Genomic DNA, 23,197 nt, shown 5'->3' with positions numbered 1-23,197 from the left:
CGGCTTTCTGGTATCAGGGGGGCACAATTATGGGATTGATATGAAACAGAGCCATCGTCTTTTCGCTGGGACGTGCACAGAGATGCGTTGATAGTGCCATCAGCCCTTGTTGGAGATGTGGACGGTGAAACCGAGCGAGCGGCCGTGATTGGCGATGCTGGCTTGCCATTGCGTGAGCAAATCTTGTGAATGTCCGCCCGGAGCCAATTCGGGCAGGATAGTATCTCGAAAATCGGCATCTACTTGTGTCATAAACGGCAGGGGTTTCCAATGCGTATCGAGTCGTTGCATCGAATCGATATAGGCGTTCCGTAGCGATGAACCGAAGAACGAATCGTCGGAAACGTCGGAAGGTAATGATTCCGAGCGGTTATGAGGAGCGTATGCCTCCTGATTGTCGTGGTAGAGACTCACCGCAGATGGAGAGTTGCGCAGCGATTGCACCGCCATGGATTGTGGATCGGACGTCAGCCACAGTGCGCTCGCCAATGCCGTCGCTTGCCGATCGCGCGGCGCGTCGGCGTTAATAACTAGTGCGGAGCCGCCCACTGTGGAGGTAACCAGTTGCTCCGGGGCCGAGAAAGATGGAGGCAGCGTCGCCTGCCATAGTCCTGTTCCGTTGGGGTGAGCACGGACAATCAATGGCGCGAACCATGAGGCTGTTACTGGTGCCGCATACCGCCCTGAAGCGATTGTCCCATCGGTCATGTGGGCGGTGTGCGGTTCACAAATAAGCACGCCGTCATCAATGCAGTGTTGCAAGAGCTTGGCAGCGGCCACTACTTCGGGTGCATTGAGAGATAGCTGAATGTTGGTTGCATCATGTTGCGTCCATAGCGGGGCGCCAGCCATGCGCAGCAGCGACAGATAATGTTGTGCATCTGCGACATTGATGAATCCCATGGCAGTGCCGGGGAGTCGTTCCCGAAGTCGTGCGCCGACATCATGGTAGTCGCGCCATGTGCGCGGTATGGGCAGATTGGCTGCATTCAACATGTCGGTTCGGCAAAACATCACCATCTGTGCAATGTCGGTGGGAACGCCGAACAGTCCGCCCTCAACGTGTACGGACGCCAGTGTCTGCGGAAGAAATCTGGCCGTGAATTCACGTTCGATGCGAGGGAACCGGAAATTGAGGATTTGTCCGGAAAAAGCCAATTCGGGAAGCTTGTCGTATTCCACACGGAACAGGTCTGGTACATTGCGGTCCGCATCTTTTCGGTTGCGCAGCAGAGCGATGGCCGAGGCTTGCGGCCCTGATTCCTCCGCGTGCAGATGAATATGAGGGAATCGTTGTGCGAACGCGTCTAATGCAGGTTGTAGCTCCGCAAGAGAGCTGACCATAAGAGTCAAGTCTGTATGTGGTGCCGAACGCAACGACGATAGGGAATCGAATGCCAAACGCCGTGCTTGTGGCACTGACTGTTTGCGGGCAATGCTGGCTCGTTGAATAAAGCGTGTGGCGACCGAACGTGTGGTCACACGCTTTGTCTTGGAAGAGTCGAATTGTTCCTCCAATGCTGCGGCAATGGCATCGGTCCAGGCATTCCAGGGCAGATGAATGGAAGACATGGTAGGCCTGACAAGATCTGCCAGCGTGGAGTCGCCATATCCGATTACCGACACATCTTTAGGCAGACGCAGTCCATGCTCGATAGCAGTCGTGATGAACCCAGCGGCCATGGCATCGTTGAAGGTTAGTACGGCGTCGGTGCGATGCTGATCATACAGTGCAAAAGCCGCTCGTCCTCCGTTAACAGTATCTGGACAGTCTTCGATAATGCGGCATTCCATATGTGCCCGCATCGCTGCCTGCCATAATGCGCGACGACGATGCGTATTCGCCCATGATGAAGGTCCTGCCACATAGGTGATGCTGGAGTGGCCCATGCCGTGCAAGGTTTTTATCGCTGCGGTTATACCGGTGCTGGCATCGGCAATGACCGAAGACACTGTGGAAATGTAACGGTCGACTACCACGGTTGGCAGTATTGCTGCCAGCCGACGAATCTGTGCGTCAGCTGAGCCGGGGGATATGAGAACGAATCCGTCCGCAGCGCTGTTCCATGTATGAATCAGTGTGTGTTCATGTTGCAGGCTTCCGCCGGTGCTAAGCACGAGTGGTTCATGGCCGGATTCGGCGAGTCGATGCTGCAGATGCTCGGCCAGCATTGCTGCGGACGGTTCATTGAGCGATGGGGTGATAATGGCAATGCGTTTGGTTGCACCTCCCGCAATCATGACATGGCCCTGGGGAAGCACATACCCTGAGGCTTGCGCTGCCTGACGTACGCGAGCCTCAGTTGCGGCAGAAACACGCCCGGTACGAGAGAGCGCACGGGATACTGTTGACTGGCTTAATCCCAATTGCTGCGCGATATGGGCCAAGGTGACGTTGCGAGATGAGTTCATTACGCCTTCCCGACTCGGTTGAACTAGGTGATGCATTACGCAGGTGCGGAGAAGCCATTGTGACATATATTGTTATGAACATCCGTAACTGTGCGCAATATTGGCAAAAATTATAGCTCGCTTGGTAACAATTCGATACAGTAAACCCATCTGCCAAAGAGGTCGCTCTCGGAAAGGACTTTGCATCATGCGTACCGTTACCGAACTTATGGATAGTTGGGAATTCTCGTCTGGTGAACGGCCTGCTCCGGCAGGCGAGGGTACAGCTATCAATTTGCCGCACGATTGGGCCATCAACCGTCCAATGGTCAATCCGATGGATTGGGGAGTCGATCAGGCGTTCCGCGATTGGTGGGGTATCGGCTGGTATCGCCGCACGCTTACTATAGGCGAGCTGGCTGAAGGTCATCGATTTTATTTGGATTTCGATGGCGTTTACGAGAACTCGACTGTGACGGTTAACGGCGTTGAAGTTGGAGGGCAGGCATACGGCTATAGCCCGTTCCGCTTGGATATCACGAACGCGCTCAAAGCCGGTGACAATGAGATTCTGATTCGTGTGGAGAACCTTGACGCTCCGACTGACCGTTGGTATTCCGGTGCGGGTATCTATCGTACCGTCAAGCTTATTGAGGTTCCCGAGCGGCACTTGGATGAACGTGATGTTCTGGTGAGCCAGCAAGTGGATTTTGCTGCACAGGCTGCCACATTGACTATATCCATGGATTCTGAGGATCGCCCGACCGTTGGTGAGATCGCTGTGACGCTGTGTGATGCTGAGGACAATGTCGTCGGCGAGGTTCGGGGTGATGCCGCATCTGGTCTGACTCTGCAGGTTGCCGATGTGCATCTGTGGAGCGCGGAGGATCCGTACCTGTATACGCTGAACGTAGCTCTGCCGGATGGCTCGGATGCCATCGAGCAACGCATTGGTTTGAGGGATGTGAAGCTCGACCCTGACCGCGGTATGTTGATTAATGGGGTCAGAACCGTGTTCCGTGGCGTGTGCCTGCATCAGGATATGGGGTGCGTGGGCTCCGCCGCCAAGAAGGAATTGATTCGTGCGCGTCTTGAGGAATTGAAGGCAATCGGGTGTAATGGTCTGCGCTTGGCTCACCACGTTCATCCGCGTGAAATGCTTGACTTGGCTGATGAACTCGGCTTTTACGTGTATTCTGAACCGTTTGACAAGTGGCAGTCTGGCCATTACAAGCGTTATTTCGAAGCCGGTTGGTGCTATGACTTGGCGGCGATGATTCGTCGCGACCGCAATCGCCCCAGTGTGGTGATGTGGGGCGTGGGCAACGAGGTGGAGAATCAGGCCAAGCGCTCCATGCTGGCGATTCTGCGGCAATTGGTGGATGAAGCGCATCGGCTTGACCCCACCGGGCGTCCGGTGGGATGTGCGATGAGTCCGCACTTCCAATCCGAGGCGGCTGATACCAGTTCGTCTGAAGGCATTATTCAAGCCACTGATGAGGCCTTGGCTGATCACGAGATTGAAGATCCGGCCGAACGCGTGGAACGCATCAAACTAATTGCCGATATCACTGATGTGACGGTGCTGAATTACTCCGAACAATGGTATGACCGTGTGCATGCCATGATTCCGGATAAGCCGATTTTCGGATCTGAAGTGTACCAGTGGTTTGTGGGGCATGACCTGCAGATGCAGGATTACATCAGCGAAAACCCGAATCTGGTGCCGGAAGAGAAGGAATGGGTGGTCGGCGGTACCATCTGGGCCGGCTTCGACTATCTCGGCGAATCGATGGGTTGGCCGTCGAAGGGATGGTCGGGTGCGTTGGTGCGCACTAATGGTGTGCCCAAAGCTGGCTACTGGCTGATGAAGTCGTATTGGCAGGCCGATGGCGAACCTTTCGTGCATTTCATGGTCGCCGACTACTCCCAGCCGGATGAGAATGTCAAGGAGCACTGGGATATCCCGCCGTTCGTCGGTCACTGGCATTTCCCGCAATTCCAGCGTGGCGTCATGCCTTATATGGTGGCGACCAACTGCGATGAGATTCGTATTCTGCACCCCTACCGTGAACTGTTCTGCAAGCCGGTGCGCGAATACCCCAACCGTGTGGTCACCGGTTACTTGCCTTGGCATCCGGGCACGCTGACGGTGATTGGCTATCGTGACGGTAAAGAAGTATGCCGTGAAGAGATCGTCACTCCGGTCTCGCCGGCTGTCTCGCTCCAATTCGCCGATATTGCGGCGCTTGGACGACCGGCACTGCCTGAAGTTGTAGACGTGCCCGCCGAACGCGGATATGAACAGCTGTTCTGCGTGCAATGCCTTGATACCGATGGCAACCCGGTATTCCGTGAAAGCACGTCCGTGCGATTCCGCGTGGAAGGCCCCGCCGAGATCGTTGCGGTCGATAATGGCAATCTGATGGGCAACGAGCCGTATGGCGGCGACGCAATCCACATGTACCAAGGCGTGGCGTCAGTGATGCTGCGATTCACTGGCGAGGCCGGACGCGTGGTGCTCAGTGCTGATGCTGCCGGTATGCAGTCTGCTTCGCAGACCATTGTGGTGCGTTAGTTATTGCTAGGCCGCGAAAACACTGAGCCTGTGAATAGATGCGGGGATTTGACATTGCGTAATGTTTCGGATGTCGAATCCCCGTATTTGATTTAGTTGATATGTCGTGGCTTCGCGGTGCTGTTGCGTACAACAAGTGTGGTGGGAAAAACGGTGTCTTGCGCAACGGAATGGCCTGCGTTCATCTCCAATAGCAAATTGGCGGCGCAACCGGCCATCTGGGCCAATGGTTGCAACACAGTGGTCAATGAGGGGCTGAGAAGTTTAGAGAAGGTCACGTCGTCGAAGCCAACGACAGAAAGATCTTCCGGTACGGATAATCCCAGTTGGCGTGCGGCATCGTAAATGCCCATAGCTTGCAGATCGTTGCCTGCGACGATTGCGGTGGGACGGTTAGGCGCGGTTAGTAGCGACATGGCGTGTTCAAATCCATCCTGTACGTGAAACTGACCTTCGCGCATCAGCGACGGATCGAAATCGATGCCTGCCTCAGCTAAAGCGGACAAGTAGCCGTCGTAACGTGCCTTGGCGCACAGTTGATGCATCGGGCCGGTGATGATACCGATACGATGGTGCCCGAGCGATGTCAGATGCCGAGTGGCGACAAGTCCTCCGGTCCAATTATCGGCGCGAATGGTGGTGCTGTCTGGGGCTGGGTCTCCTGCAGGATCAAGTGTTACGAAGGGGATTTGTCGGGATACGAATCGCTTCTTGTCTTGCGCCGACAGATCCGAAAAAATAAGAATTACGCCTAGTGGCCGGCGTTCGAGGATATCTTGAGTCCATGGGGCGCCATTGGCATCGCGATTTTTCAATTCGGTGACGGTGACGCTGATACCGTGGCGACTGACGGTTTCGGTTACGCCCTTGAGCAGTTCCATAGCCCACATCTCTTCAAAATCTTGAAAAACAATGTCGATTTGGCGTGAGGGAACAGCTTTGACCAACGATTTTTGGTATCCATATTCGTTGAGGATTGCCTCGACTTTTTGTCGAGTAGCCGCGCCGATATCTCTGCGTCCGTTGATGACTTTGGACACGGTAGAGACGGAGACGCCGGCTTTCTGAGCGATTTCGGTGAGTTTCGGTCGTTGTGCGTCACTGCGCTGTGGTGCGGTTGTTGTAGTCATACGAAAAAAGTTTAGTACATGTTTGTTGATAGGTGTTGCGCGTGTTTCGTTGTTTTAGTTGGGATACTGAGAAAAAACTAATAGTAAGTCCATTTGATTATCTACCCAGATTGGGGTAGGATGAACAAAAATTTCGTATTATTCGATCATGGGAGAATAACATGGCCGATGCAATGTGGCTGAAGGCTGATTCGATTCGTGCCGCTCTTGGTGAAACGGTGTGGTATCTGGAAGGAGACGAGGATGCGCGCACCATTCGTGTGCGACGCGAAATCGTGGAATTCCTGCGTCAGCCATTGACGGGGAATGCTGATGAGGCCACTGTGTTGTTGCGTGTGCTGCAGACAGTGCCAGGGGTGACTTCGCCGCAGGGATATCGTATTCATGACATATCTAATGGGCGCAAAGCCATTGATGCGTGTGACGGAACCGGTTTGCTATACGGATTCTATGCATATGTACGTGCGGTTATGACTGGTACGGTTTGTGAATGTGTTGCCGAACCCGATCAGCAGATACGCATGATTGACCACTGGGATCAGATTGATGGTTCGATTGAACGCGGATATGCCGGAGAGTCCATTTTCTTTGGGCGAATGGATAGCAATGATCACAGCGATTTCCGAGCGTTCCCTGAACGAGATACCACGAATCCATTCCGTGGCGACTTTGCACGGCTGGAATCATATGCACGATTGATGGCGTCCATAGGCATTAATGCTGTGTGCCTGAATAATGTGAATGTGCGAGGCGATGCAACGCGTCTGATCGTTGAACCATTCCTTTCCAAGGTGACTCATATTGCCGATTTGTTCGACAGTTTTGGCATTCGCACTTTTCTGGCTATCAACTTTGCCAGTCCAAAACGCTTGGGAGGTCTGAGCACCAGTGACCCCTGCAATCAGCAAGTGCGCGCATGGTGGGCGCAGACTGCGGACGCGATTTATCGTCAGATTCCAGCGTTTGGTGGATTCGTTGTTAAAGCGGACTCGGAGGGAGAGCCCGGCCCGATGCAGTATGGACGCACTCATGCGGATGGTGCGAATATGCTGGGCGAGGCGCTGGCACCCCACGGAGGCATTGTCATCTGGCGTGCCTTTGTATACAACTCTCAACAGGATTGGCGTGATCGCTCCACTGATCGCGCCAAAGCCGCTTGGAATAACTTCAAGGAGCTAGATGGCCTATTTGCTGACAACGTGGCTTTGCAGGTCAAATTTGGGCCAATGGATTTTCAGACCCGTGAGCCGCTTAATCCGCTGATCGGCGGTATGAAGCACACGAATATCATTATGGAATTCGAGATTACCGCCGAATACCTTGGTCATCAGATTGATGTGAACTATGTACTGCCTCAGTGGCTGACCATGATCGATACGGATACCATGATCGATGGTGCATCCACCGATAATGACGATGCTTCGTCACAAGTGAAGTCGATTATTGCTCATCGCGGCCCGAATACCTGCCATACCGGGTTCGCAGCCGTTTCTAATGTCGGTATGGATGACAATTGGACAGGCAATGCTTTGGCGCAGGCCAACCTTTATGGTTTCGGTCGCATGTGCTGGGATAACACGTTGAATGCCGAAACCATAGCGAATGAATGGTTAGCGCAGACCTTCCCCGATGCGTCAGAGAAAACCATTGGCATTATCCGAAACATACTGCTCACCTCGAATGCCGTGTACGAAGGATATACGGCACCACTTGGTGTTGGGTTCATGGTCACTCCCGGCGTGCATTACGGCCCGTCGGTTAACGGATACGAGTACGACCGATGGGGCACCTACCATTTTGCCGATCGTGACGGTGTGGGCGTGGATCGCACACAGGCCACGGGTTCAGGCTATGTCGCGCAATATCCTCCTCGTCAAGCGGCAATCTATGAGGACGTGAATTCCACACCGGACGAACTGCTGCTGTTCTTCCACCATGTCGGGTATGAGCATCGCCTGCACAGTGGCAAAACCGTGCTGCAACACATATATGACACGCATTTTGCTGGTCCCGAAGCGGTGCAAGGCTATATCAAGTCTTGGGAGAACGTACGCGGACAAGTGCCAGAGGCGGTGTTCGACAATGTTGCCCAACGACTTGCACAGCAGTTGGATAATGCGGTGGCCTGGCGTGATCAGGTGAACACCTTCTTCTACCGCATGACCAAGGTCCCGGATGAACATGGACGAACCATCTATCCATGATCAAGGGTGAACATTCATTAGCACTAGCACAACCGACGACTTGACAGGAAATATACGATGAACACCGATATGAATGAGTGCGCTGCGAAGACATATCATCTTGAACTATCGCCATTGTTTACTGACGGTATGGTATTGCAGCGAAACCGCCCCGCAAAAGTATGGGGTATCTGTGCAGCAGGCGAATCCGTACATGTGTCGATAGATGACATTGAAGCAACGGCTGTTGCCGATGAACAAGGGCATTGGCAGGCGGTGCTGCAGGCGCATCAGGCCGGTGGTCCTTTCGTGCTGGAGGCGACAACCGCGAACGACGAGCGTGTGGTTGCTCTTGACGTGATGTTTGGTGACGTATGGGTGTTGGCCGGTCAATCGAACATGGAACTGTGGATGGGGCGCGTGGCCACCATGTTTCCCGGGGAAATCGAATCGGCCAATGACACGAATATTCGTCTGTTTGCTGTGCCCCAGACTTTTGATTTCGTGCAACCTCATCGGGATTTGCCTGGCGGAACGTGGATCCAAGTAGGGCGTGACGACATCAGCGGCATGTCCGCAGTTGGCTATTTCTTTGCAAAGCAACTTCGGCAAGATATAGGCGTGCCCATTGGTTTGATTGCCACCGCCATCGGAGGCACCCATATCGAAGCGTGGATGAGTCGCAACAACTTGGAATCCATAGGCTGCCTTCCCAAGGATTTCGATCGCTTGGTGCAACCGGGCTATGTGCAGCGTGAACAACAGCGTTATGCCGACTATGAGCGTCAATACATGGCCGATCTGGATGAAGCCGATTTGGGATTGCGGGAACATTGGCAGTCCGCTGACTTCAACGATGCTGATTGGCCCACAATGTCGCTTAATGAGTCGCGAAGGCCGGAGTTACGAGCCTCTGGGGCAATCTGGATACGCAAACGGATTCGTGTGCCGGATGAATTTGTTGGCAAACCGGCTCAGCTTCGTCTTGGCACCATGGTGGATGCGGACGAATGTTATCTTGATGGTCAATTGATTGGACAGACTGGCTACCGCTATCCGCCAAGAAATTACGACATCGAATGTCTGCCGGAAGAATGTACGTTGGCGATTCGTCTGCTCAGTTTTTCAGGGCAAGGACAATTGACCGAAAATAAGCGTCATGTGCTGATTGATACTGAGGGACGGCAGTTCGATCTGGATTCACTGGGGGCGTGGCATGTCATGCGCGGCTGCACAATGCCGGATCGCCGTGAGCAGGAGTTCTTCTCGCATATGGCTGTCGGCGATTTCAACGCAATGATTATGCCATTGACCGGCTTGTCGGTAACCGGTGTCCTGTGGTATCAGGGCGAATCGAACGCGCATGCGGCACCAGGATATGCACGTATGCTTGCGGCTCTGATTCAGGAGTGGAGGGAAGTATTTGAACGTGCGGATTTGCCGTTCCTGTTCGCTCAGCTGCCTAACTACACGCTTGAACCTGATTGCGATTGGCCTCGTCTTCGCGATGAGCAGCGTAAGGTGCTGGCACTGCGGCATACAGCGATGATTGTAACCATCGGTTTCGGAGAGAATAACGACCTGCATCCATTGGATAAACGCAGTGTGGGGGAGCGTTTTGCTCTTGCGGCTCGGAGTGTGGCCTATGGCGAGGCCTGTGAATCCATGGGACCGTTGCCGGTTCGCGCCGTACGCACGCATAATGCCGTTATCGTCGATTTTGTGCATGTCGCAGGTGGTTTGCAGGCATCAGGTGATGTGGAATTCGACATTCTGGAACCCGGTGGTACGGCATACCATGCCACGGCTGTGGCCGATACGGTACGTGATTATGCGCATGTGTGTATTCCATTAGATCAAGATATTGCACTGCGACGTGGAACGGTGATTCGCTATGGTTGGTCGAACGCTCCGGATCTAACGCTATGGAATGATCAGGGGCTTCCTGCTACGCCATTCGAGCTGCTTATTCAATAGCGTACTTGGAGTTTTCTCTTCTTATTACATAAGGGCTCATCAACATTAAACGAAAATTTTTTCGCTAATGATTGATGGGCTCTTGTGATATTTTTAGAGTATTTGTCAGGCTGATCTGTGTGTCTAAATCTCAGAATGGCTTATTTTTCAGTGTTTTCTATCTGATGAAGATGTGACACGCCGAAAAAATATTTTGTGAGATGATTTGACAAAGTATATAAATGGTGCGAAACTTTAGTTATCAACGAAAAGCTGTTTCGAATTTCGTTGGAGCGCCAGGGCTGGCGTACAAGGAAGAGTTCAAAGTCGAATGGAGACATCATGACAAAACGCGGAATGAAGATGTTGGCGGCTGCTTGCGCCGTCGCCGCTTTATGTGCTCCGCTTGCCGCTTGCGGAGGTAACTCCAATAACGGTGCCGCTCAAGACGTTATCATCAACACCACCGCCAACGCCACTACTGCTGTAACGGTGAATTACAACCCCTTCTCCTCGCTGTCTGTCACTGGCACCATGGGTGGTTTGTACGAAGCGCTGTTCTACACCAACAGCTACGGCACCAAAGGACTTGAACCCCAGCTGGGCACCGAATACACCATGGCTGAAGATGGTATGTCCGTCAACGTTAAGCTGCGCGATGACGTAACTTGGTCTGACGGAGAGAGGGTGACCGCCGATGACGTGGTATACACCTTTACCCTGCTTACTGAGAACGATGCACTGAATACCGTTGGCTTCCATGGTTCCGCCGAGAAGGTTTCCGATACTGAAGTCAAGCTCACTTTTGATGAGCCGCAGGCCGCCAACGGCCTGACGTTCCTGACCGGCGTCTATATCGTACCCAAGCATGACTGGGAGAAAAAGTCCGATCCGGTCACTGATACCAATGAAAATGCCGTGACCTACGGCATTCTGACCACTGAGGGCGGAAACTTTGACTCGATGGCCTACACCCTGAAGACCAACGCCAAGTATTATGGCGGTGCACCAGAGGTCGACGGTGTGCGTTTTGTAGTCTACTCCTCCGATCAGTCCAAGCAGGATGCCTTGCTGGCCGGCGAACTTGATTGGGCTGCTCTGAACATTGTCAATGCCGATTCCGTGCTGGCAGGCAAGGACATCTCGACTGTCAACCTGCCGTCCAGCCAGGTCTCCCTGATCACTTGTTCGAATGCCGATCTGGGCTGCACCGGTCCGATTACCGACAAGGCCGTGCGCAAGGCTATCTATTACGGCATCGATCGCGAACAGCTCAATAAATTGGCCTTCAACGATTCTTATACCGAGATCAATGGCTCCCTTTACCCGACCCAGCAGTATCAGGAATACTTCGATGAAAGCGTTTCCGACGGTCCGGTTCCGATGAGCGCCCGTCAGGACGAGGCGATCAAGGTGCTTGAGGACGCTGGCTATACCAAGGGCTCCGACGGCATCTATGAGAAGGACGGCCAGAGGCTGAGTTTTGAGGTCGCAGTGACCAACGGTACATCCGATTGGATCAATGCCATCGACATTATGAACCAGCAACTCAAGGAAATCGGCATCGAATTCATCACCAAGCAGGTCTCCTCTAACGAATGGGGACAAGGCCTGCGCAAGGGCGACTATGATCTGACGATTTATGGTCTGTGGATGCCGAACGCCACCGAGGCCTACGGTTTCTACAACCAGTGGTTCAACGGCGAAAAGACTGCGCCCAAGGGTGAAACCGCCTATCCTGGCTATGCCCGCTACAACAACGAAGAAGTCAATGAGGCCCTGAAGACCATCAACTCGACTACTGACGAAGATGAGAAGCAGAAGGCCTATACCACTATCCAAGAGAACGTCTTCGAGGATATGCCGTATATTCCGCTGCTGCGTCAGAGCGGTTTGACGGAGTTCTGGTCTGATAAGTTCGACAACTTCCCGACTGAGGACAATCTGTACGCCAATCCGCAGCCGTGGGCCAGCCCCGACTATGCAGTGGTGATTAAGAACCTCAAAGTAAAGTGATTCGGCCAATTCCGGCCATATAACCAACGGCCGGAGCAAATGGGTTCACCGCTTGCTCCGGCCTCGTCAACCAATTAGTACCAGAGGATACGACCCATGAAATTCTATCTTCGCAAAATCGCGTTCTATCTGGTCGCCTTCTTCTTCGCCATCACGATTAACTTCGCGATTCCGCGTATGATGCCCGGCAATCCGGTCGACTCCCTGATCGACCGCCTTGCGTCAAAGGGCGGTTCCATTGCGCCGGAGACGAGGGAAGCGATCCAGTCAATGCTCGGCAGCAGCGATGCTCCACTCATCGAACAGTATTTCGAATACATTAAGAATATCTTTACCGGCAATTGGGGTGTATCGGTTACCTATTTCCCGACTCAGGTCACCGAATGCATCGCTACCGCATTGCCTTGGACCGTTGCGTTGGTGGGATGCACCACTGTTATCTCCTTTATCATTCAGCAGCTTCTCGGCATTGCTGCCGGATGGCGTCATGGCAAGCGCTTCGACAACATCGTCTCGCCTACGGCCACTGTATTTCAGTCCGTTCCCTACTTCTGGTTGGCGCTTATCTTCATCTGGCTGTTCGCTAAAACCTTGGGAATTTTCCCTCTGTCGGGCGGCTATAACTATCGTCAGGCTACCATTGGCTTCAGCTGGGAATTCATTTCTTCCGCACTGTACTATGCCTGTCTGCCGGCACTTGCCATCCTGTGCAGCTCGCTCGGTGCCGGTGTCATCGGCATGCGCAACATGATGGTCTCCACCTTGGGCGAGGACTATATCACCGTCGCCGAAGCTAAGGGCCTGTCGCCTCGCCGCATCAAGTATGGCTATGCCGCTCGCAACGCCATCCTGCCGTCGTTCTCCGGTTTCGGTACCGCACTTGGTCACGTCGTTGGCGGTTCGCTGCTCACCGAACAGGTGTTCTCCTATCCGGGTATCGGTCAGATGATGCTGCAGGCGGTGCAGGGCAACGATTATGCACTGCTGCAAGGTTTGTTCCTCATCATCACAATCACCGTGCTTGTGGTCAACTTCATCGTCGATTTGCTCTACGGCATCGTCGACCCGCGCACCCGAGTGCAGGACTGAGGTATCCATCATGACGAATGCAACCGCAACTATTGCCACGAAATCCAGCAAGTCGCCTAAGCGCAGCAAATTTGATGCCATTAAGCGAATGCTGCCCCAGCGTTCTGCCCGACTTACCGCTGGTCTGTCCATTCTCGGTCTGGTGGCTCTGATTGCCATTTTCCTGCCAATGTTCACGCAGGATCCCAACGCCATCAGCAATATTGGTCTGTCCGCGCCCTCCGGTGAACACCTACTTGGTACCACCAAATCAGGTCAGGACGTGCTCGCCCAACTCGGCTATTCCACCCGAGGATCACTGATTATTGGCTTGTCCGTGGGCGTGATCGCCATTATCCTATCCACCTTCTTCGGCGTGCTCGGCACCTATATCGGTGGATGGGTTGATGAACTCTTCTCTCTGATCACCAACGTCATGCTCGTTATTCCCGGCCTGCCGCTGACCATTGTCATTGCTGCAATGATTCCGCAAAAAGGTACTGCGATGCTTATCGCAGTGTTGTCGGTCACTGCATGGGCTGGTGGTGCGCGAGTGCTGAGAGCTCAAACCCTTTCCATGCGAGGACGAGATTATGTGCTCGCCGCCAAAATCGCAGGTGAACGCCCTTGGCGAGTGATTTGCGTAGAAATTCTGCCGAATTTGCTCCCGGTTATGGCTTCTCAGTTCACGTTCGGTGTGGTCGGTGCCATCCTCGGCGAGTCCTCCCTCTCCTTCATCGGTCTGGGCTCATCCAACCAGTATTCGCTGGGAACCATGCTTTTCTACGCTCAGAATGGTTCCGCTCTGAACGCTGGCGCTTGGTGGTGGTTCCTGCCTCCGGGACTTATGATCGCTCTGCTCGGTGCCGGTCTGTCGTTCATCAACTTCTCGATTGATGAGGTTATCAACCCCCGTCTGCGTGACATGCGCAAGGCCGAGAAGGACATCAAGGAAGCTGCGCGCAAAGCCAAGCGCGCCGCACGAAACGGAAAGTGAGACATCATCATGGCCAACTTCGATCCCAATGATGTGCTGCTCACGGTGCGCGACGTGGACGTAGTCTACGACACCGCCAAGCCTGTGCATGCCGTGCAGCACGCCAGCTTCGACCTGCGTCGCGGAGAAATGATGGGTTTGGCTGGCGAGTCCGGCTGCGGTAAATCCACGCTCGCCTACAGCATCACCCAATTGCTGAAAGCTCCTGGCAAGGTGCAGTCCGGCGAAGTGATTTTCCATGACAAGTCCGGTGAGGATATCGACATCCGGGCCCTTGAAGGAAAAGCCTTGCGCGATTTCCGCTGGGACAAATGCTCAATGGTGTTCCAGGGAGCAATGAACTCCCTGAGCCCAGTTACCAAAATCGGAAAGCAGCTTGGAGACGTGTACAAAACCCACTGCCCCGGCATGAAGAAAGCGGAACGCATGGAACGCGCTGCGCACTTGCTGGAAATCGTGCATGTGGATCCGAACCGTTTGTCCGCCTATCCCTTCGAACTGTCCGGTGGCATGCGTCAGCGCGTGATGATTGCCATGGCTCTTGCCTTGGAACCCCAATTGATCATCATGGATGAGCCCACCACCGCACTTGATGTGGTGGTGCAGCGTGAAATCATTCAGCAAATTGCCGAATTGCAGCGCGATCGTGGCTTCTCGGTCATTTTCATCACCCATGATTTGCCGATGTTGCTGGAAATCACCGACACCATCACCGTGATGAAGGATGGCGTCATTGTCGAACATGACACTTCCGCCAACATTTTCCACCATGCACAGCATCCATACACGCAGAAGCTTTTGAGCTCCTTCCCGTCTCTGACGGGAGATCGTGGCAAGTTCCTGCGCGATGGCCATGGCCTGGACGTCACTGAAGCGTAAAGGAGAGCATCATGTCTGAACTCAAGGTTTCACACCTCAAAAAAGACTTCGAGCTGCGCAATGGACTCAAGACCACAACGATTCATGCGGTTAAGGATGCCAACTTCACCCTCGAATCCGGCAAAACCATTGCTCTGGTGGGCGAATCCGGCTCTGGCAAGTCAACCATCGCTCGCATGATCATGAGCTTGGAAACTCCGACCTCTGGTGAAATCACCTTGGATGGGAAGCCTGTGCCCAAGGGCGGTAAGGCACTGTATGACTATCGCCATAATGTGCAGATGGTTTTCCAGGATCCTTTCGCTTCGCTCAACCCCTACCACAATATCTATCACCATATCTCACGTCCGATGAAGATTAACCACATGGCTTCTTCAGAGGAAGAATACGAGCATATGGCGCTTGAGCTGCTCGAACGTGTGGATCTGCATCCGGCTGAAGCCTATATGTGGCGTCGCCCGCATGAGTTGTCTGGTGGACAGCGCCAGCGTGTGGCCATTGCACGAGCCATTGCTCCTAAGCCGAAGGTGCTTATCGCCGATGAGCCCGTGTCGATGCTGGATGTGTCACTGCGACTTGGCGTGCTCACGATGCTCGCCCGAATCCAGCGTGAAGATCAGCTTGCCATGCTCTACATCACCCATGACTTGGCCACCGCCCGTCATTTCTCCGATGAGGTGATGGTGATGTATCACGGCGACATTGTGGAATATGGACCGAGCGATGAGGTAATCCTCAATCCTCAGAACGACTACACCAAGGTACTGCTCAACGCCGCTCCGAACCCGGACGCGTTCTTTGCGGATAAGAAATAGTCCCGTATCGTGCAAGCCCGCGTGAAACACGGATTCACGCGGGCATTGCCGTGAGCCGGCATCTGCCGAAGAATAAGGATTCCAGCCATGAAAATCGTTAACCCCGTGCTTACCGGATTCCACCCTGATCCCTCGATGATCCGTGTTGGTGATACGTATTACCTTGCCAATTCCACGTTCGAGTGGTGGCCGGGCGTGCGCATCCACGAGTCACAGGATATGGTTCATTGGAATTTCGTGACTTGCCCGCTGAACCGTGTGAGCCAGCTGGATATGCGTGGCAATCCTTCTTCGGGAGGCGTCTGGGCACCGGATCTGAGCTATGCCGATGGTAAGTTCTGGCTTGTCTACACTGACGTGAAAATGGTCACCGGCACGTTCAAGGATGGAACGAATTATCTGGTCACTGCCGACGATATTCGCGGTCCGTGGAGCGAGCCAATCAAGCTCAACTACGTCGGCTTCGACGCATCGCTGTTCCATGATGACGATGGTCGTAAATATTTGGTGCAGCAGACGTGGGACCATCGTGAATACCATCATCGTTTCGACGGCATCACCCTTACCGAATTCGATACGACGACGATGCAATTGAAACCGGAAACGGCACGTACGATCTGGGCTGGCACCGACGTCAAGCTGACTGAAGGCCCACACCTTTACAAAATTAATGGCTGGTATTACCTGTTCTGCGCCGAAGGCGGCACCACGTACAACCATCAGGAAACCGTGGCGCGTTCGCGTACGCTTGACGCGTTAAGTTTCGCAACCATGCCCGGAGACGAGCCGTTCCTCGGCAACTACGATACGCCGCGTTCTGTTCTGCAAAAGCAGGGGCACGGTTCGCTGGTCGATACGCCTGGCGGCGAATGGTATTACGCTTCGCTCTGCGGGCGACCTTGGCATCACGACACCGAGTCCAGCATCGGTCCGCGCGGTTGGTGCACCTTAGGCCGTGAAACTTCCATTCAAAAAGTCGAATGGGATACCGAAGGCTGGCCTCATGTGGTCGGCGGTCACGGCGGACAGCTGGAAGTTGAAGCACCCCAGGATGCCATCGTTACGGACGCGCCCATAACGCGCAATCAGCATGACGAGTTCGATAATGACCAGCTCGGCCATGATTGGAATACACTGCGCGTGCCTTTCAATTCGGCTATGGGACGAGTCGGCGGAGGAGCGCTGGAACTCATCGGCCAAGGATCACTGCATAATCTCTTCGATTTGTCGCTAGTGGCCCGCCGCTGGCAAGCCTTCGAATTCGATGCCGAAACATGTGTAAGCTTCGACCCCCATACATATCAGGCAATGGCTGGACTGACGAACTATTACTCCGATGCCAATTGGTCATGGGCATTCGTCACATGGGATGAGAAACGAAGCTGCCGGGTTATCGAGGTTGCTCAGTCCGATCGCAATGCGTACACCTCATATCTACAAGATCAAGCGATTGTGGTGCCGGATGGTGCCGATGTGTGGCTGAAAACCAAAGTGCGCACATCCACGTATTCCTACGCGTATTCATTCGATGGCACAACATGGCACGACATTCCCGTGACACTTGACGCGAAAATTCTTTCCGACGATTACGTGTTCGAGCGTCTGGACGGTTACTTCACTGGTGCATTCGTGGGCCTTGCAGCTGTGGACTACTCCGGTTACGGTACCACCGCTACCTTCCACCATTTTGATTATCAGGAGCTGTGATTCATGACCCCCTCAGCATGGCAGATTTTTGGATCGGAATTTCTCGGAACCGCGTTGATGATCACCATTGCCGTGATGGTATGCGGATCGCGTGCGCTGCCCAAAACCGGCGCGTTCAAAGGCGATTGGATTAACGCATCCCTCGGCTGGGGATTGGCGGTATTCGTTGGCGTATACGCGGCATGGCCAACTGGCGGACATTTGAATCCCATCGTTACCTTGGCACGTGTGCTGCGCTCCTGCTTTGATGCCGATACCACACTGAACGGTGTGGCGCTCGCCGAAGGCGGCATACCCATCACTGCTGGCAACGTTTTGCTGTACATCATCGCCCAGTTTATTGGCGCGTTTGTGGGAGCATGTGTTGGTTTCGCCGCGATTCGCCGTCATTTCGACGAACCGGCGGAACCAGATGCCAAGCTGACTATTTTCTGCACGAAGCCAGCGCTGAAATCCCCATTATGGAACACTGTCTCCGAGATAATCTGCACGTGCATTCTTGTTACGTGGGTGTTCGTCAATGGAGGGACGCCCACTCAGGTCGGCCCCTTGGCGGTTGCTTTTGTGATTACCGTGCTGGTGATGGGTATGGGCGGTGTGTCGGGAGCTGCGATGAATCCTGCGCGTGACTTCTCACCGAGGCTGGCACATTTTCTGTTGCCTATCAAGGGCAAAGGTGATTCCGATTGGAGCTATGCATGGGTGCCATTTGTCGGGCCTCTTATCGGAGGCGCGCTAGGTGTGCTGATTCCCACGATTTTTGGCCTTATCCCCTGACAGCCGTAACTGATAAACCAACTTTATGAAAGGATGCGATGATGCAGATCCACAACCCCGTACTTACTGGTTTCCATGCCGATCCGTCGATCATTCGTGTGAATGATACGTATTACATCGCCAATTCCACCTTCGAATGGTGGCCTGGCGTGCGCATCCATGAATCGAAAGATTTGGCACATTGGAATTACGTGACCTGCCCCCTTAATCGCGTCTCGCAGCTGGATATGCGTGGTAATCCCTCGTCAGGTGGTATTTGGGCGCCGGATCTGAGTTACGCCGATGGTAAGTTCTGGCTTGTCTACACTGATGTGAAGGTGGTTGGCGGCGCATTCAAGGATGGAACGAATTATCTGGTCACCGCCGATGATATTCGCGGGCCTTGGTCGGAACCCGTGCGACTGAACGGTGTGGGATTTGACGCCTCGTTATTCCATGATGACGATGGCCGTAAGTACTTGGTGCAGCAGACTTGGGATTTTCGGGCGGGGCATCACCGTTTCGATGGCATCACGCTGACGGAATTCGATGTGGAAACCATGCGGCTTAAGCCGCACACCGCACGTACGATTTGGGCCGGCACCGATGTGAAAGTGGTGGAGGGGCCGCACCTGTATAAAATCAATGGTTGGTATTACCTGTTCTGCGCTGAGGGAGGCACCTCATACGAACACCAGGAATCCGTGGCCCGCTCTCGTTCTCTGGATGCGCATTCGTTTGAAGTGTCTCCGTTGGGTGCCTTCCTGACCAATTTCGATACGCCGCGTTCCCCGTTGCAGAAGCAAGGGCATGGATCGTTGGTTGAGACACCTGGTGGTGAATGGTATTACGCCTCATTGTGTGGCAGGCCATGGCGAGAAGACAACGAATCGTTCAACGGCTGCCGAGGCTGGTGCACATTGGGCCGAGAGACCTCCATCCAACAAGTTGCATGGAATGATGAGGGATGGCCGTTCGTCGTCAGCGGTCATGGTGGTCTTCTGGAAGTGTCGGCACCGTCGGACGCCGTTGAGACCATTGCACCGACGGATTATGACATACACGATTGTTTCGAAGCTGCGGAACTTGAACATGACTGGAATACTCTGCGCGTGCCGTTCGGCCCTGATATGGGGCATGTCGGCGGTGGCGAGCTGACACTCTACGGACAGGGGTCTCTGTGTAATCTGTTTGATTTGTCGTTGGTGGCTCGCCGCTGGCGTGACTTCGACTTCGATGCACGCGTGCAAGTGCAATTCAATCCTGACAATTACATGCAGATGGCGGGCCTGACCAACTATTACTGCGATGGCGCATGGAGCTGGGCATATGTTACGTGGGATGATGCACGTGCTTGCCGTGTGATCGGTGCCGCGCAGAATGATTTCGGCAACTATACGGATCTCGGCGAATCAGCCGTGCCAGTGCCCGACGACGTGGAACAGATTTGGCTCGGCACCCGTGTGCGTACGGGAACGTATACGTATGAATATTCCTTCGATGGTGAGCACTGGCAGGATTTGCCGGGAACCTACGATGCGAAGCTGCTGTCCGACGACTATGTGCTCACAAAGACAGGTGCGTTCTTTACAGGCGCGTTCGTAGGACTGGCAGCAGTGGATCTAGCTGGCTATCGCACTCCTGCCTCATTCACGAATTTCAGCTACGAGCATCGTTAGGAGCATAGTAATGCACATCGTTGTTGACAGCTCGACCGTATTGGTTCGAGATGCGTCTGCGTGGCTTGGTACTGATCGTGTTGCCGGGTGGGTGGCTGATGATATCGCGGCGGTTGTGGGCGGTAATCACCCAGTTATTGCTCCGGAACAACTTGGTCCGGGGCGGCCGACGACCGCCGTTATTTACGGTACCGTGGGTCGTTCGGGCTTGCTCGATGAGCTGAACGGCAACGGATTGATTGATGTCGCCGGTGTGGTTGACAAACGCGAAGTATATGCGCTGAAGATTGTTGACAATCCGTTGCCGGGTGTGGGTCGTGCGATTGTTGTGGCCGGTTCCGATAAGCGTGGCACGATCTATGGTTTGTTGAAGGTGTCGGAGTTGCTAGGCGTCTCGCCGTTGCGCAATTGGAGCGGCATCGAGCCGAGGCGACGCAAATCGGTGATGCTGGATAGCAGCGGCGTGGATATGGTCAGCCATGAGCCGAGCGTGAAGTATCGTGGGTTCTTTATCAACGACGAATATCCGGCGTTTGGTAATTGGTGCCGTATCCATTTCGGCGGCGCAAATGCGCGGTGCTATGAGCGCGTGTTCGAACTGTTACTACGCCTCAAGGGCAATTATCTGTGGCCGGCGATGTGGATCGACAACTTCAGCCTGGATGGTCCGGGTTTGGCCAGCGCCGAACTGGCCGACGAGCTGGGCGTGGTGATGAGCACCTCGCATCACGAGCCGTGCATGCGCGCCGGTGAAGAATACGGCCTGATGCGTGGGCCTGATTCGCCATACGGCGACGCTTGGGATTTCAATGCCAACCCGGAAGGTATCACACGGTTCTGGCGGGATGGTCTCGAACGCAACAAACCGTTCGAAAACGTCATCACAATGGGTATGCGCGGTGAACGAGACACCGCAATCATGCAAGGCGCATCGAAGGCCGAGAACATTGCGCTATTGCGCAATGTTCTCAAGGTGCAGAACCAGTTGATGCGCGAGGAAATCGATTCGGATTTGAACCGGGTGCCGCGTCAAATCGTGTTGTTCAACGAGGTTGAGTCGTTCTTCTTCCCTGATGATCCGTCCGAGCCAAGCCTGCTTGACGATCCCGAGCTGGATGGTGTGACGGTGATGCTGTCCGACAACAACCTCGGCTATACGCGCACGCTGCCGACCGGGCCGATGCTGGCGCATCGTGGTGGGTTCGGCATGTACTACCACATGGATATGCATGGCGGGCCCACGTCCTATGAGTGGATCGGCTCGACCTCGCTGCCGCGCGTGTGGGATCAGATGAGTTGCGCCTGGGATTTCGGTGTGCGTGACATCTGGGTGGTGAACGTGGGCGATATCGCGACCAACGAGTTGTCTTTGGCGTATTTCCTGGATATGGCCTACGACATCGAGCGGTATGGTTCCGCGCATCCGAACAACACCGACGCGTGGCTGGATCGTTGGGTGGCCCAGCAGTTCGGGGGCGCGTTCGATGAGCGGGATCAGTCATCAATTCGAGAAGTCATTGTGCGCACGATGCTGATGTTGGAGCGCCGCAAGCACGAGACGATGGGGGAGGACACGTATCATCCGGTGCATTACGGCGAGGCCCAGCAACTGTTGGACGACGTCGAATGGCTGGAGCGCACCTGCGCTGATTTGCGTTCCAGGTGCCCGGAGGATGTATTGGGCGGATTTGTGGAGCTGGTCTACTACCCGGCATGCGCCACGGCGAACCTCATGGCTGCTTGGATTTTGGCTGGGCGCAACAAGCTGTATGCTAAGCAGAACCGCGTGGATGCCAATGCGATCGCTGACCAAATCAAGGAACGCTTGGATCTGGATCGCGACATTGTGCACGACTTCCACACGGTTGCGCAAGGACGCTTCGATGGATTCGGCCTATCCGAACATTTCGGATTCCGCTCTTGGTGCGCCGACAATAATGTGTTGCCGCAACGCCGCTATATCGAACCTGCGCGTCTGCCGCGCATGATTGTCTCGTTTGGGGGCTCGGAAGACTACAATATCGGCTCGCGCTGGATCGGCGACTGTATGACAACCAACGTGTTCGATGATCCACGCGTCACCTCGGCCGTAATGACTATTGCCTGCGGCAGTGAGGAACCTATTGATTACGCTATCGAGTCGGAATGCAATTGGCTGGCGTTCTCCCGGTTCCAGGGGGCGACCGCTTCGCATGACGACATTCGCGTGACCATCGATCGCGAGACACAGCGTCGCAGCGGGCAGACTGAAGGGCACTTTACGGTGGTCGGATTCATGGCCGAGTCCGAAGGCGGCTATGCGGTGCCGGAGAAATCCCACGCGCGTGTGCATGTCACTGTCCAAGCCGACCCATATCTACCGGAGATTGATGAAGTTGGTGCCGGCACCTTCCTTGACGTGGACGGTATCGTGGCCATCGAGGCGACGCACTGGGCTGAAACTGGCCGGGGATCTGACGGCTCGTGCTTCATCACGATGAAACCCTATGGGCGGACTGACGGTGCCGTGAAGGTGCTACCAAGCCGCACCGATTTCAGTGGCCTGCAGCCGGACGGCACCCTTGTTCCGGTTGATGCTGCGGCCGCTCCTTGGGTGGAATACCGGTTTGCGGTGCGTGAGGGCGGCGAATATGTGCTGCGGTTGGTGATGTCGCCTTCAATGCCGACCACGAACGATGCCATCGCCATGATCGGTGTATCGGTGAACGATGGGCCGATTGTCGTGGAGGACACGGTCGAGGACCATTCACAGGCCTTCTACGGTTGTGACCAATACAACCGTGAGGGACATGACAACGCGCGTATCCATGAAACCTGCGTGAACCTCAAATCTGGTGCAAACCGACTGCGCTTCCACCACATCAGCCCCAATATTGCATTGGAGCGCATCGAATTAGTGCGCGAGGGAGTCGAACTTCCCACGTCCTATTTGGGGCCGATTGAATCTCCAAGAAGCCGCTAAGGCGACTGCACCGATGGCGCGCGACTGTTGTGGTCACGCGCCATGTCCATCTGAGTGAAATAAACGATACATGGATTGTT

Annotated in this window: 14 protein-coding genes; 12 read left to right on the top strand and 2 right to left on the bottom strand. The window is 54.4% G+C overall.

Annotated elements, in window-relative coordinates; all coding sequences use genetic code 11:
• Positions 1 to 99: 99 nt before the first annotated feature.
• Positions 100 to 2,412 (bottom strand): extracellular solute-binding protein, encoded by a 2,313-nt coding sequence (locus G1C95_RS04520; RefSeq protein WP_169171753.1) that lies wholly within the window; start codon positions 2,410 to 2,412, stop codon positions 100 to 102.
• 187 nt (positions 2,413 to 2,599) lie between these two features.
• Between G1C95_RS04520 and G1C95_RS04515 the strand changes: the two genes are divergently transcribed.
• The gene (locus G1C95_RS04515; protein WP_205832704.1) at positions 2,600 to 4,969 is read left to right on the top strand and encodes a glycoside hydrolase family 2 TIM barrel-domain containing protein; all 2,370 of its coding nucleotides are present in this window, start codon (positions 2,600 to 2,602) and stop codon (positions 4,967 to 4,969) included.
• Positions 4,970 to 5,061: 92 nt separating this feature from the next.
• Here the strand turns inward: G1C95_RS04515 and G1C95_RS04510 are convergent, their stop codons facing one another.
• Entirely contained in the window at positions 5,062 to 6,099 is a 1,038-nt protein-coding gene (locus tag G1C95_RS04510) for a LacI family DNA-binding transcriptional regulator (RefSeq protein WP_169171752.1), read from the bottom strand.
• A gap of 161 nt (positions 6,100 to 6,260) precedes the next feature.
• On the opposite strand from G1C95_RS04510, the gene G1C95_RS04505 reads away from it, so the two are divergent.
• From G1C95_RS04505 to G1C95_RS04460, 11 genes are all read left to right on the top strand, one after another.
• Complete coding sequence (locus G1C95_RS04505) at positions 6,261 to 8,303, top strand: alpha-glucuronidase (protein WP_169171751.1); 2,043 nt, start codon at positions 6,261 to 6,263, stop codon at positions 8,301 to 8,303.
• A gap of 129 nt (positions 8,304 to 8,432) precedes the next feature.
• Positions 8,433 to 10,259: a sialate O-acetylesterase gene (locus G1C95_RS04500; protein ID WP_169171750.1), complete on the top strand. Its 1,827-nt coding sequence runs from the start codon at positions 8,433 to 8,435 to the stop codon at positions 10,257 to 10,259.
• 321 nt (positions 10,260 to 10,580) lie between these two features.
• Positions 10,581 to 12,254, top strand: coding sequence for an ABC transporter substrate-binding protein (locus tag G1C95_RS04495; protein WP_169171749.1), 1,674 nt, complete (start codon positions 10,581 to 10,583; stop codon positions 12,252 to 12,254).
• 96 nt (positions 12,255 to 12,350) lie between these two features.
• Positions 12,351 to 13,343 (top strand): ABC transporter permease, encoded by a 993-nt coding sequence (locus G1C95_RS04490; RefSeq protein ID WP_169171748.1) that lies wholly within the window; start codon positions 12,351 to 12,353, stop codon positions 13,341 to 13,343.
• A gap of 10 nt (positions 13,344 to 13,353) precedes the next feature.
• On the top strand, positions 13,354 to 14,319 hold the full coding sequence (locus G1C95_RS12400) for an ABC transporter permease (RefSeq protein WP_240947418.1): 966 nt from the start codon (positions 13,354 to 13,356) through the stop codon (positions 14,317 to 14,319).
• A gap of 9 nt (positions 14,320 to 14,328) precedes the next feature.
• The gene (locus G1C95_RS12395) at positions 14,329 to 15,198 is read left to right on the top strand and encodes an ABC transporter ATP-binding protein (protein ID WP_205832703.1); all 870 of its coding nucleotides are present in this window, start codon (positions 14,329 to 14,331) and stop codon (positions 15,196 to 15,198) included.
• Positions 15,199 to 15,209: 11 nt separating this feature from the next.
• On the top strand, positions 15,210 to 16,013 hold the full coding sequence (locus tag G1C95_RS04480) for an ABC transporter ATP-binding protein (protein ID WP_169171747.1): 804 nt from the start codon (positions 15,210 to 15,212) through the stop codon (positions 16,011 to 16,013).
• Between the two features lie 87 nt (positions 16,014 to 16,100).
• Positions 16,101 to 17,720 carry a glycoside hydrolase family 43 protein gene (locus tag G1C95_RS04475; RefSeq protein WP_169171746.1) on the top strand — a complete coding sequence of 540 codons (1,620 nt, stop codon included), beginning with the start codon at positions 16,101 to 16,103 and terminating at the stop codon, positions 17,718 to 17,720.
• A 3-nt stretch (positions 17,721 to 17,723) separates the two neighbouring features.
• Positions 17,724 to 18,497, top strand: coding sequence for an MIP/aquaporin family protein (locus tag G1C95_RS04470; protein ID WP_169171745.1), 774 nt, complete (start codon positions 17,724 to 17,726; stop codon positions 18,495 to 18,497).
• A 41-nt stretch (positions 18,498 to 18,538) separates the two neighbouring features.
• Positions 18,539 to 20,155, top strand: coding sequence for a glycoside hydrolase family 43 protein (locus G1C95_RS04465; RefSeq protein WP_169171859.1), 1,617 nt, complete (start codon positions 18,539 to 18,541; stop codon positions 20,153 to 20,155).
• A 10-nt stretch (positions 20,156 to 20,165) separates the two neighbouring features.
• On the top strand, positions 20,166 to 23,117 hold the full coding sequence (locus G1C95_RS04460) for a glycosyl hydrolase 115 family protein (protein ID WP_169171744.1): 2,952 nt from the start codon (positions 20,166 to 20,168) through the stop codon (positions 23,115 to 23,117).
• Positions 23,118 to 23,197 lie beyond the last annotated feature (80 nt).

Source organism: Bifidobacterium oedipodis, from assembly GCF_012932425.1.
GTDB classification, from domain to species: Bacteria; Actinomycetota; Actinomycetes; order Actinomycetales; family Bifidobacteriaceae; genus Bifidobacterium; species Bifidobacterium oedipodis.
The sequence above is the reverse complement of the archived record's forward strand: the minus strand, read 5'-3'. Positions and strand labels throughout refer to the sequence as shown.